The organism is Aeromonas bivalvium (assembly GCF_046078285.1).
GTDB lineage: Bacteria > Pseudomonadota > Gammaproteobacteria > Enterobacterales > Aeromonadaceae > Aeromonas > Aeromonas bivalvium.
In genome coordinates this window covers 43,825-56,295 of the sequence record NZ_JBGXBV010000001.1, presented here as the reverse complement: position 1 = coordinate 56,295, position 12,471 = coordinate 43,825, and the positions used below count along the sequence as shown (strand labels likewise).

Annotated in this window: 9 protein-coding genes and 1 other RNA gene; 1 reads left to right on the top strand and 9 read right to left on the bottom strand. The window is 59.9% G+C overall.

Features of this window, described 5'->3' with window-relative positions; genetic code table 11:
• Positions 1-86: 86 nt before the first annotated feature.
• A complete protein-coding gene (locus ACEUCR_RS00205) occupies positions 87-764 on the top strand; it encodes a nitroreductase (protein ID WP_408787412.1) in 678 nt (225 codons plus the stop codon).
• 272 nt (positions 765-1,036) lie between these two features.
• Here ACEUCR_RS00205 and ACEUCR_RS00200 read toward each other — a convergent pair whose 3' ends face one another.
• The 9 genes from ACEUCR_RS00200 to ACEUCR_RS00160 all read right to left on the bottom strand — a co-directional run bounded on the left by ACEUCR_RS00200 (position 1,037) and on the right by ACEUCR_RS00160 (position 12,417).
• Complete coding sequence (locus ACEUCR_RS00200; protein WP_408787411.1) at positions 1,037-2,083, bottom strand: AraC family transcriptional regulator; 1,047 nt, start codon at positions 2,081-2,083, stop codon at positions 1,037-1,039.
• Positions 2,084-2,264: 181 nt separating this feature from the next.
• A complete protein-coding gene (locus ACEUCR_RS00195) occupies positions 2,265-3,725 on the bottom strand; it encodes an efflux transporter outer membrane subunit (protein ID WP_408787410.1) in 1,461 nt (486 codons plus the stop codon).
• A 43-nt stretch (positions 3,726-3,768) separates the two neighbouring features.
• The gene (locus ACEUCR_RS00190) at positions 3,769-6,936 is read right to left on the bottom strand and encodes an efflux RND transporter permease subunit (protein ID WP_408787409.1); all 3,168 of its coding nucleotides are present in this window, start codon (positions 6,934-6,936) and stop codon (positions 3,769-3,771) included.
• Positions 6,937-7,012: 76 nt separating this feature from the next.
• Positions 7,013-8,194: an efflux RND transporter periplasmic adaptor subunit gene (locus tag ACEUCR_RS00185; RefSeq protein WP_408787408.1), complete on the bottom strand. Its 1,182-nt coding sequence runs from the start codon at positions 8,192-8,194 to the stop codon at positions 7,013-7,015.
• A 200-nt stretch (positions 8,195-8,394) separates the two neighbouring features.
• Positions 8,395-8,685 (bottom strand): hypothetical protein, encoded by a 291-nt coding sequence (locus ACEUCR_RS00180; RefSeq protein ID WP_408787407.1) that lies wholly within the window; start codon positions 8,683-8,685, stop codon positions 8,395-8,397.
• An 85-nt stretch (positions 8,686-8,770) separates the two neighbouring features.
• An RNA gene (gene ffs / locus ACEUCR_RS00175) (signal recognition particle sRNA small type) lies at positions 8,771-8,867 on the bottom strand.
• A 110-nt stretch (positions 8,868-8,977) separates the two neighbouring features.
• Positions 8,978-9,766, bottom strand: coding sequence for a sulfite exporter TauE/SafE family protein (locus ACEUCR_RS00170; protein ID WP_408773883.1), 789 nt, complete (start codon positions 9,764-9,766; stop codon positions 8,978-8,980).
• Between the two features lie 98 nt (positions 9,767-9,864).
• On the bottom strand, positions 9,865-11,301 hold the full coding sequence (locus ACEUCR_RS00165; RefSeq protein WP_408787406.1) for a basic amino acid/polyamine antiporter: 1,437 nt from the start codon (positions 11,299-11,301) through the stop codon (positions 9,865-9,867).
• Between the two features lie 357 nt (positions 11,302-11,658).
• Entirely contained in the window at positions 11,659-12,417 is a 759-nt protein-coding gene (locus ACEUCR_RS00160; protein ID WP_408787405.1) for an SDR family NAD(P)-dependent oxidoreductase, read from the bottom strand.
• Positions 12,418-12,471 lie beyond the last annotated feature (54 nt).

Genomic DNA, 12,471 nt, shown 5'->3' with positions numbered 1-12,471 from the left:
TGTCCACCGGCACAGGATTTTTCGTTGTCAAATCCATTAGTCAGACAGAAATGGTTTTTATGCCTGACTTTTATAAGAGGTACATTATGTCTGAATCAATGCTTTTTCGGGATGTCGTGCGTAAACGTCATTCAGTGCGTCATTTTCTTCCTCAACCTGTACCGGAAGGCATTCTCCGTTCGGTATTGGAGGATGCACAGCTCTCACCTTCAAACTGTAATACCCAGCCATGGCAAACGCATCTTGTCTCAGGTTCAAAAAAAGATGCACTGAGCAAGGCCATGTTAGCGGCGGATGACGCAGGACAGTTGACGCCGGATTTCAGTTTTGGCATCAATGATTTCCCTGGCGTCTATCGTGAACGTTACAAAGAGCAAGGCGCGGCCTATTATCAGGCTATCGGCATTAAACGCGATGCTTATGATCAGCGTCGCCATGCTTCACGTCGTAACCTGGAATTCTTTGGTGCGCCACATGTTGCGCTGCTTTTTATGCCGGAAGTGGGCGATAACGTTCGTGTAGCGGGAGACATAGGCATGTACGCTCAGACGCTTCTGCTATCTCTGACTGCTCACGGCTTAGGCGGTGTGCCGCAGACTATGCTGGGTTTTTACGGCGAAACCATTCGCAAAGTACTCGCTATTGAAACGTCATCGAAATTGCTGTTTGGCATCTCTCTGGGTTACCCCGACATGACTCACCCCGCAAATCAATACAGGATTAATAAAGCCCCCCTTAGTGAGAGTGTCATTTTTTATCAGTAATTGAAGTGTTTTTATATTGCTCAGCCCACTTTTCCGTCAGGACTCGTGGGCTGAATTTTTCAATATAGAGAAAGCTCGTCAAAGACGTAGAAGCCAATGGCCGCTGTGAATATTGTCAGTCATGGAGGAGAGAGGTGCATTTCAAAAGGCCGAGAAGGCCAGGATGATCTTGTTATGGACTCTGGATAGCTGCGCGGCCAAAGCGACTCATTCGGCCGCTAAGCCGCGATACGAGTGTCTCACCATTACCTGGACTGAAACGCCGGTTCGCTTCAAGCCTCAAACGCCCCCCTTCCAGAACCATACTCTACCGCACCTCTGGCGACTCTGCGCTGCAACTCGAGCCACTCACCGGGAGATACCCCCTCCCAGCCGTTGAACGCTCGATAAAACGAGTTGGAATCTTCGTAGCCGAGCAGGTACGCCGTCTCGTTGGGCTCTATCGCGCCAGTCTGCAAATAGGAGCGCGCCAGTTCGCGGCGGGTCTCCTCCACCAGTTGCTGAAAAGTGATGCCCTCATCGGTCAACCGCCGTTGCAGAGTTCGCGTACTCATCGCCAGCTCTTTGGCCAACGATTGCAGCGTCGGACGCCGGCCTGCGAGAGTGCGTTTCAGCACCTGTTTCACCGCGTAGGTGATTCTGGTGTTTTGGTCATGCTCCTGCAACTCGGCATCGAGCTGCGGGGCAATCACGGCGAGCAGCTCTTCGTTGTGGGTATAAAAGGGAAAATCCAGATCGCTGGAGCGAAACACCAGCGCATTGCGCGACGCATTGAAGGTGATCGGGCAGCCAAAGTGCCCCTCCAGCAACGCACGATGCTCGGGGCCACGCGTCAATTCGAGGCGCAGCGGGCGAATATGCCCGTCAGAGCTGTGTCGTGCCATGGCCGTCATCCAAGAGAAGCCCATATCAGTCATGATATGGGGCGGTTGCTCACTGGTTGCCAGATAATGGGAGCCGATGATCACCTCATCGCCGTTTACCTCGACACGGATCTCTTCCGGGCAGACGACCCGTTTGTAACGGGCCAGACGCTGCAGTGCATCTCGTAAACAACTGCTGCACACCGCCGCAATCGCCATCGGATGATTGCGCTCGAGTCGCATATCTGCACCCAACGTGAGACCAAATGCCACATCGCCACAATGGTCTGAGATCGTGCTCCACAGGGAAAACAACTCTGCCGTGGAGGCATAGATCTTATCTTGCTGAAAAAACAGCTCAGGCAGTCCGGCTTTGCGCTGCAACATCTCTAACGAGAGACCCCGCTCTGCAATGCGCAGCATCCACTGTTTGGAAATTCGAAAACGATCGATCATCGTGTGGTGTACTCAATCAAAGTAGATAACGTGACCTTGTCAGGTCGCTGATACCGCTTGGCGGCATTGGTGGGCCAATGCCGCTTGTTAGCAAAAAAATATCTGACATCACACCATGCAGTCATTCACGTTCTTGATATGTGAAGGTGCCATGTCATCGGCTCACCCAAGGGCCCATTGCTCAGGTTTTGTTGGATGCCTCATCGGCCACATATTCCGGCCAACCGCCGGCCATGGCTCGGTAGAGCGACACCACGGCCAGGGTATATCCGACCCGACTCTGTGCCAACGCATCCTGGCTTTGCAGACGCACGTTTTCGGCATCCAGCAACGCCAGCAGATCGATGGCGCCCTGGTCGAAGCGCACCTTGGCCGCCTCGGTGGCACGCACGCTGGCTGCAGCAGCCTGCTCCAGATGCTGGCGCTGCTGCTCACTGCGTGACACCTGAACCAGTGCATTCTCGGTCTCTTCCAGCGCGGTGAGGACAGCCTTCTGATAGCTGGCCAGCTCACCGGCTGCCTGCGCATTGCTGGCAGCGATACGCGCGCGAACGCGGCCAACATTCAAGAATGAGCCATCAACACCGAGTATCAGCGACCGGGTCTCACTGTCCTGTGCAAACAGAGAGCCGGCATCCAATGCCTGAGTACCGATCAAGCCCCCCAGGGTAAATCGGGGGAAGAGATCGGCAGTGGCCACACCGATGCGCGCTGTCGACGCGGCCAGGCGATGCTCGGCAGCAGCCACATCCGGACGGCGGCGAAGCAGCTCGCCGGGCGCCTGCATGGGCACATTGGCAGGCAACTGCGCCAGCGCTGCCGGCGCCGCCAGCTCGCTAATCAATGACTCCGGCACATTACCGGTCAGCACGCCAATCCGGTGGGTGGCCAGCGCAATTTGCGCCTCCAGTGGCGGGATGCTGGCGCGGGTCGTTTCGAGCTGGGTACGGCTTCTATCCACATCAAACGCGCTGGCCATGCCCGCCCCTTGCCGCAGTTGCAACAGCGACAGGGTTTGCGCCTGGTTGGCGGCGTTGTCACGGGCGATGCCCAGCTGCTCCTGCCAGCCGCGCAGCTGGAAGTAGGTCTGGGCCAGTTCCCCCACCACCGCCACCTGCATGGCAGCCATATCATCGGCACTGGCACGGGTGTCGGCGCGCTGCGCTTCCACGGAACGCCGCACGCGGCCAAACAGATCCAGCTCCCAGCTAAAGCCGACACTACCCTGATATTGGTGATAATCGCGATCGGCAGCCGCGACGCCGGGCTGCTGACTGGCACTGCTGCGCTCATTGCTTGCCTGCGAGCTGGCGGTGAGCGAAGGCAGCAAGTCGTACTTTGCGCTACCCAGCATGGCATTGGCCTGCTGATAATTGGCCAGTGCCAGCTGCACATCGTGGTTATGACGCAGGGCAAGCTCAACCAGTTTGGTGAGCTCCGGGTCGTTAAATCCGCGCCAGAACGCCGGCCCCGCATCAGGAGCCGGCTCTTGACGCTCTGTGGCCTCCAAACGGGCATAGCTGCTCACGGCCGGCAGGGCCGGACGTTCAAAGTCCGGTCCGACACTGCACGCTGACAACAGTGCGGCGAGGCTCACTGTGAGCACGCGACGGAATGGATTGGCTTTCGAGTTCACATACATAGCAAAGTCACTCGTCCAAAAAGAGGTTGGAATGCGCCCGAATTCAGAGCGGATCGCCCACGAAGGTCGACTCGCCATGCTGGACCAAGGGCCGACCGGAGAGCTTACGCAGCGCCACGTAGAACACCGGGGTCAGGAACAGGCCAAACAGCGTCACCCCCAGCATCCCGGCAAAGACCGTGATACCGGTCACCGAGCGCACCTCCGCCCCGGCGCCCGTGGAGAGCACCAACGGAACCGTGCCGGCGATAAAGGCGATTGATGTCATCACAATCGGGCGCAACCGCAGCCGGCATGCCTTCAACGCGGACTCGACAATGCCACGACCGTCCATCTCCAGCTCACGGGCAAACTCGACGATCAGGATGGCGTTCTTGCACGCCAGCCCCATCAGCACCACCAGCCCCACCTGAACGAAGACGTTGTTATCACCACCTGTCATCCAGACCCCGAACAGCGCCGAGAGCAGCGTCATCGGCACAATCAGGATCACCGCCAGCGGCAGGGTCCAGCTTTCATACAGTGCCGCCAGCACCAGGAACACCAGCAAGATAGCCACAGGGAAGACGATAAAGGCGGCATTGCCCTGAGTGGCCTGCTGATAGCTCAAGTCAGTCCACTCGGTGGCCATCCCCACCGGCAATACCTGCCCGGCGATATCGGTCAATTTGCCCATCACCTGTGCCGACGAAAGCATGCGCGGATCGGCCTCACCGGCCAGATCGGCGGCGGGATAGCCGTTAAAACGCAGCACCGGGTCCGGACCGTAGGTTTCCTTGATGGTCACCATCGAACCGATCGGTACCATCTCGCCGCGGGCATTGCGGGTTTGCAGCTTGCCGATGTCCTCCACGCTATCGCGAAACGCCCCGTCCGCCTGCGCAATCACCTGCCAGGTACGACCAAACTGGTTGAAGTCGTTCACATAGGTCGAACCCAGATAGGTCTGCAAGGTATCGAACAGCTCGGTCAGCGCGACCCCTTGCGCCTTGGCTTTGACGCGATCCACATGGGCATCGAGTTGCGGCACGTTGGCCTGATAACTCGTAATTGGGTACGCCATGCCCGGTGTCTGGGCTACTGTGCCCTGCATGGCCTGCACGGCTTCTTGCAGTTTGCCGTAACCGAAATTGCCACGGTCCTCGATAAACATCTGATAGCCGTTACCGCTGCCGAGCCCCAGGATCGGCGGCGGCATCATCGAGAAGGCGAAGCCCGCTTGCAGACCAGCGATCTTCTGGTTTATCTCGGCATTGATCTGGGCCGCTGTGCGACCATTGCGCTCCGCAAACGGCTTGAGCGGTATGAACGCCACCCCGGTATTGGGTGTGTTGGTGAACTGCAGCGCGTTAAGACCCGGGAACGAAATGGTGTGCGCCACCCCGTCGGTCTCTTGTGCGATCTGGGCGACCTTGCGCAGCATCTCGTCGGTGCGGGCAATCGACGAACCTTCCGGCAGTTTTACCCCGGCGATCAGATAGAGCTTGTCCTGGGTCGGGATAAATCCGGGTGGCACCTGCTTGAACATCACACCGGTAGCGCCGAGCAGCAGGGCATAAACCACAAACACGGCGCCACGGCGACCAAGGATACGGGAGATGCTGCGCTCATAGCGCTCGGAGCTCGACTTGAAGATCCTGTTAAACGGACGGAACAACCATCCCAGCAAGTAGTCAATCAGTCGGCTCGGGCCATCCTTGGGCGCATCGTGCGGTTTGAGCAGACGAGCGGCCAGCGCCGGCGACAAGGTCAAGGAGTTGATGGCCGAGATCACGGTCGAGATGGCGATGGTGACGGCGAACTGCTTGTAGAACTGGCCGGTGACACCGGACAAAAACGCCATCGGCACAAACACGGCGCACAGCACCAGCGCGATCGCAATGATCGGCCCGGAGACTTCACGCATCGCCTGATGCGCCGCAGCCACCGGCGAGAGCCCCTCTTCGATGTTACGCTCGACGTTCTCCACCACCACGATGGCATCGTCCACCACAATCCCGATGGCGAGCACCAGACCGAACAGGCTCAGGGTGTTGATGGAAAAACCCAGTACATAGAGGGCAGCAAAGGTCCCCACCACCGACACCGGCACGGCGATCAGCGGAATGATCGAGGCACGCCAGGTCTGCAGGAACAGGATCACCACCAGCACGACCAGCAATACTGCTTCGAGCAGGGTGTCCACCACCGCACTGATCGAATCACGCACAAAGATGGTGGTGTCGTAAACAGCTTCATACTTCACATCAGACGGGAAGGTCTTCTGCATCTGGTTCATCGCATTGATGACCGCATCGCGGATCTCGAGCGCATTGGCGCCCGGCGACTGGAAGATACCGATACCGACCGCATTCTTGCCATCGAGCTGGGAGCGCAGGGTGTAATCGCCGGCGCCGAGCTCAACGCGGGCCACATCGGCCAGACGCACCACTTCTCCGTTATCGCCATTTTTCAGCACGATATCGCCGAATTCCTGCTCGCTGCGCAGACGCCCCTGGGCGTTGATCAGCGTGAGGAACTGGCTGTTTGGCATCGGCTCGGCACCCAGTTGGCCAGCCGACACCTGCACGTTCTGTTCGCGCATGGCGCTGACCACATCACTGGCCGTCAGGCCCAGAGAGGCAATTTTGTCCGGGTCAAGCCAGGCGCGCATGGCATAGTCACCACCACCAAACACTTGGGCATCCCCCACCCCCGGGATCCGCGCCAGCGCATCTTTCACATGCAGACGCGCGTAGTTACGCAAGTACAGGGTGTCGTACTTGCCGCCTGGCGAAGTCAAATGCACCACCATCAGAAACGTCGGAGACTGCTTCTGGGTGGTCACGCCCTGGCGGCGCACATCTTCCGGCAGACGAGCCTGTGCCTGCGCCACACGGTTTTGTACCTTGACCGCGGCCTCGTCGGGATCAGTGCCCGGACGGAAGGTGATGGTCATCTGCAACACGCCGTCAGAGCCAGCCACCGACTTGAAATACATCATGCCTTCGACGCCATTGATCGCCTCTTCCAGCGGCGTGGCCACGGTTTCAGCGATCACCTTGGGGTTGGCGCCCGGATAGACGGTTCGTACCACTACCGACGGCGGCACCACTTCCGGATACTCACTCACCGGCAAGTTCGGAATGGTGATCAATCCGGCAGCGAAGATCACGATCGACAGCACAGCCGCAAAAATTGGCCGATCAATAAAGAAACGGGAAAAGCCCATGGAATAGGTCCTTAAACAGACTGTTCGAGAGAGACCGGGCGCGTCAGCACACGCGCCGCGGTGGACATTGGGGCGGTCATTTCATCGCCGCCGTCAATGCTGCAGCGCCCTGCATCGGCACCTCTCTGGCGTTCACCGGCATGCCCGGCATGAACACTTTCTGATAGCCTTCGATGATCACGCGATCGCCAGCTACCAATCCTTTCTCGATGATGCGAAGCCCCTCGGCTTCCCGTCCCGGAATCACGTCACGACGCTGGGCCTTGCCATCTTTGTCGACCACATAGACATATTTACGGTCCTGATCAGTCAGCAGGGCCTTGTTGTCGATCAGCACGGCATCGGGAATGCGGCCACCTTGCAGGCGTACACGGGCAAACAGACCTGGGGTCAAAAAGCGATCTTTGTTATCCAGAATGGCGCGTACGCGAAGGGTGCCGCTGCTGCGCTCCACCCGGTTGTCGAGAAAGTCGACCTCGCCGGTATGGAAGAAGCCCTCCTCATTGGAGAGCCCGACCTGAACCGGGATCTTGGCGCTGTTGCCACCGAGGTCAGTGCGGGCGCGCTGGGTGTAACGCAGGAATGCATTCTCATCGATGTCGAAATAGGCATACATCTTGTCTTGCGACACCAGTGTGGTCAGCACGCTCGCAGCGCCGTCTGCCGTGACCAGGTTGCCCTTGGTCACCAGTGCACGCCCTGCCCGACCGACGATCGGCGCGCGTACCTGGGTCCATTCCAGATTGAGCTTTGCCGTATCGACCGCCGCCTGGGCCGCCATCATATCGGCCTGGGCCGCTTTATCGGCAGCGTTGCGCTGCTCCCACAGCTCGGTAGAAATGGCGTGTTGGGCGACCAGCACCTTGGCGCGGCGCGCTTCGTTGCGGCTCTGTGCCGCCACACTGGTCGCACGAGCAAGCTGTGCATTGGCACGCGCCAGCTCGGCGCGGTAATTGCGGGCATCGATAGTGAACAGCACATCGCCTTGTTTCACCTCCTGACCTTCCCGATAGTTCACGCTCTCGAGATACCCAGATACACGGGGACGCAGTTCGACACTTTGAATCGCTTCAATGCGGCCACTGTATTCATCCCACTGGGTCACCGGATTGAACACAACCTGCGCCGCGCTCACCTCGGGCGGCGCCATCGATACTGGGACGGACTTGTCGTTGCAACCGGCAAGCAACAGGGTACCCAAGGTCAACACTACCAACAAAGGCGATGCGTCATACCGTAAAATATGTATGTTTTTCATATAGATGATTCCAATTGTGGAATAGGAAAAAAAACGTGATGTGCGATGGTCAAATCGTCGCCAAAACGGGAGATTGGTCACAAATTGAGGCAGAACAGAACAATACAAGGGGCAAGACATAACCTATATGCAGAACGCGCCAATTTACTTGCCAAACGCGCCAAACCATTAAGATTGCGTTAATAGAAACGGCTGAGCAGCTAGAAAAGCAGGGGCGATTCATCCGACAGGAGCGGAGCAAGCGGTTTGGTTGCCGGAGTCATGGGCTGGGTGACTGATTGTTCTTGTGGGTCGACTGTGGCGTCTGCGGGTAACTGAATGGGCTTGGGTCTGGAACGCACACAGGCAGCAAGCAGCTGGGTCACCTTGTGGCGTGCACAAAGCTTGTCTCGGGTATGCAGGGATTTTTTGATCTCTTTGCGACGACCACAGGGGAGCGTGGTGACTTTCCGGTAATACCAGATGCCGTGGGGACTGAGCCAGAGATTCATGTCGAGCGCTCCTGTCGTCCACACAGAGTGGATGACCAAGGGGCTCCTGGAGGCTAACTTATTGAATGGCAGAAACAGGTGGTGGCCCTACCAGCCACATCCCGGCACTCGAGTCCCCCACCTTGGCTGCTACCTTCCGGTCCTGACCAGGTCGACGGGTTATCAATGCGAGAGGACCAATAGGACCACCGGCGAGGAGAATAGGCAAACTGGCCGGTCAATGCAATGGCTTTCTGCCCTGCTGCGCCCCGACTGACGGATTTTCCAGCAACCTGGGCAAAGAGTCGGCAATCTAGCTAAAAATCATGAATTTGGCACCGACGCACAGCAGCAGCAGGGCAAATCCCTGGCGCAGACGCTGGGGAGAGAGGCGATGGGCCAACCGGGCGCCGAGTCGGGCAAACTGGGTACTGGTCAGCACTATGCCAAGCCAGGCGGGCAGATAGACATAGCCCAGGCTCCATGCTGGCAAGGCGGCATGACCCCAGCCTGCGTAGAGATAGCTCAGGCTCCCCGCCAGGGCGATGGGAATGCTGCCGGCCACCGAGACGGCCACCGCCTGCTTCATGGGCACGCTGTTCCAGGTGAGATAGGGTACGGTCAGCGAGCCGCCGCCGATGCCAAACATGGCGGAGAGCCAGCCAATCAGGGTGCCGGCGATGCCTGTTCCCACCGGGCCGGGCAGGTGCCGCTCCGCCTTGGGCCTCAGATTGAGGCCCATTTGCAGCGCCATGGCCCAGGCGAAGCAACCGATGATGAGATTGAGGGTGCCGGCGCTGAGCAGGTTGGCCGTCATGCCGCCGAGCCAGGCCCCCACCATCATGCCCCCCGCCAGCCGGCGAATGAGGGGCCACTGTACCACTCCCTTGCTGTAGTGCACCCGCAGGGAGCTCAGGCCGGTGAAGATCATGGTGAGCATGGAGGTGCCAAGGGCCAGGTGGGTCACTATCTCGCCGGGAATGCCCTGGGCATGAAAGCTCACCACCAGCACGGGCACTATGATGAGGCCGCCTCCTATGCCAAACAGCCCCCCCAATATGCCCGCAAAGGCTCCCAGCAACAGATAACCCAGAAACAGCATCTCGTGTCCTTGTGACCAGCCCAGGCGGCCGTCCGGCTGGACGACGGCCTGGGCAAAAAAAAAGAGGTGGCCCAGGGGCCACCTCGCTATTGTGCCGACTAACTCAGAGGAATGGTACCGTCCATCACCTTGTAGAAGGCCAGCACGGCAAACCCCAGCAGGGCCGCCGTCATCCCCTGCTCCAGCCGGTTGAGGCCACGCAGGCCATGGTGCTGACGCGCCTTCCAGTAGATGAAGATGCCCGGGCTGTAGAGCAGGGCCACCAGCAGCAGGTACTCGATCCCGGCGGCATAGACCAGCCAGCAGCCGTAGCCGGTGGCCACCAGGGCCAGCAGCATGTCCCGTTTGCGCTGATGGGGCTGGCCCTGATAGGTCTGGCCACTCAGGGCCAATTTGAGACCATATGCGCCGGAGAAGACGTAAGGCACCAGGGCCGCGGCCGTGGTGATGTTGACCAGGGCCAGATAGGTGCTGCTCTGGAAATAGATGATGATGAGGAAGGCCTGCACCAGGCAGGTGGAGCACCAGAGAGCGACTCTGGGAGAGCCCCGTTCGTTCTCCCGGGCGAACCAGGCCGGAAAGACCCCTGTCTTGCCGGCGATGAAGGGCACCTCAGCCGCCAGCACTGTCCAGCTCAGCAAGGCCCCCATCACGGAGATCACCAGACCTATGTTGATGAGCCAGGCGCCCCAGGGGCCGACCACGGCCTCCAGTATCATGGCGGTGGAGGGATTTTTCAGGGTCGCCAGTTCGGGTTGGCTCATCACCCCCAGGGAGAAGAGGGTGACCATGACGTAGAGGGTCAGGGCACCGAGCAGGGCCAGCACTGTGGCGCGCCCCACGTCCTTGCGATGGCGGGCCCGGGCCGACACCACCACGGCCCCCTCGATGCCGATGAAGACCCAGAGGGTCACCTTCATGGTGGATTTGACCTGCTCCATCACGGAGCCAAGCTCGCTATTGCCCTGGCCCCAGATATCCAGGGTGAAAGTATCCAGATTGAAGGCAAGCAGCACGGCGACGCAGAACACGATGAGGGGCACCATCTTGGCGATGGTGGTCACTATGTTGACCAGGGCCGCCACCTGCACCCCCCGCAGCACCAGGGCGTGTACCGACCAGATGAGCAGAGAGGCGAGCGTGATGGCGATCGGGGTATTGCCATCGCCGAAGATGACCCTGTCCGGGGTGTCGAAGAAGTAGCTCAGGGCGCTGAACACCACCACGGCATAGGAGACGTTGGCCAGCAGCTGGCAGATCCAGTAACCCCAGGCGGCGTTGAAGCCGACGAAGTCGCCGAAACCGGCCTTGGCATAGCTGAAGATGCCGCCATCGAGATCCGGGCGGCGCAGGGAGAGGGTCTGATAGACCAGGGCCAGGCAGATCATGCCAAGCCCGGTGATGGTCCAGCCCAGGGCCACGGCCCCGACGCTGGCATGGGCGGCGATATTCTGCGGCAGGCTGAACACCCCCGCCCCTATCATGGAGCCGATCACCAGGGAGATGAGCGCACCGAGCCCGAGTTTCTTGTCCATCGCTATCCTGTTGCTTGTCTGGGCGGCGGTTGAGGATCCCTGCTCAATTCGACTCGCATCATCTGGGAGCGACTATCCCTGCCCCTGAAAAAGGCGGCAACTATATTGCATGACTATACGGCTCGCAATCCTTCGCCATATCAATCGTTGACCACCTTGACCGGGCGCAATTTTACAGAAGTACGGGGATCGGCGTGTGAGCTGGGTCAAACTCTGCCGGATTGGGGTCAGATCCCGCCATCTTTTCCCTCTGCACGCCCCATGGCATGGCTGCATGGCCATGCAAATGGCGCCCACTGCAAATGGCGACGGGGAGCCCAGGGCTCCCCGTCGCTGGCCGCCTGTGGCCGTCTTGAGCTAGAGCCGCAAGCCGCCGTCCAGCTCTATCATGCGTCCGGAGAGATAGTCGTTGCCGAGAATGAAGGCCACCGCATCGGCCAGCTGATCGGCCTCCCCCAGGCGAGCCGCGGGGATCGCTTGCAGCATGCGATCCATGGCCTCGGGTTTCATGGCCGCCGTCATCTCGGTGGCGAACACCCCGGGGGCAATACCCATCACCCGGATGCCGTGGCGCGCCAGCTCCCGCGCCCAGGTCACCACCAGGGCCGCCACCCCCGCCTTGCTGGCGGCATAGTTGCTCTGCCCCATGTTGCCGGCCCGGGCGATGGAAGAGATGTTGATGATGACCCCTCCCTCGCCGTGGCGCGCCATCAGGGCCGCCCCCTCGCGGCCGCACAGGAAGATGCCGGTCAGATTGACGTCGATCACCGCCTGCCACTGGGCCAGGCTCATCTTCTCCACCAGCTCTCCCCCTTTCACCTTGATCAGCATGCCGTCCCGCAGGATCCCGGCGCAGTTGACGAGGCCGGCAAGGGAACCCAGGTGCTGGATGGCGGCAAAGCTCGCCTCCACCTCCTGCTCGTCGGCCACGTTGCAGACATGGAGCGAGCAGACTCCGCCCCGGCTCTGCAGCTCGGCCTCGGTGATCTCAAGATCCGCCCGGTTGACATCGATCAGGGCCAACCTGGCCCCCCGTGCCGCCAATGCCAGGGCGATGGCTCGCCCCAGTCCCCGCCCCGCCCCTGTCACGGCGATCAGCTTGTTGTTCAGTTCCATCTCGGCTCCTCCTTGTCTCTGTCGACGGGCCCGCGGCGGCCCGCCCCTTGGCCA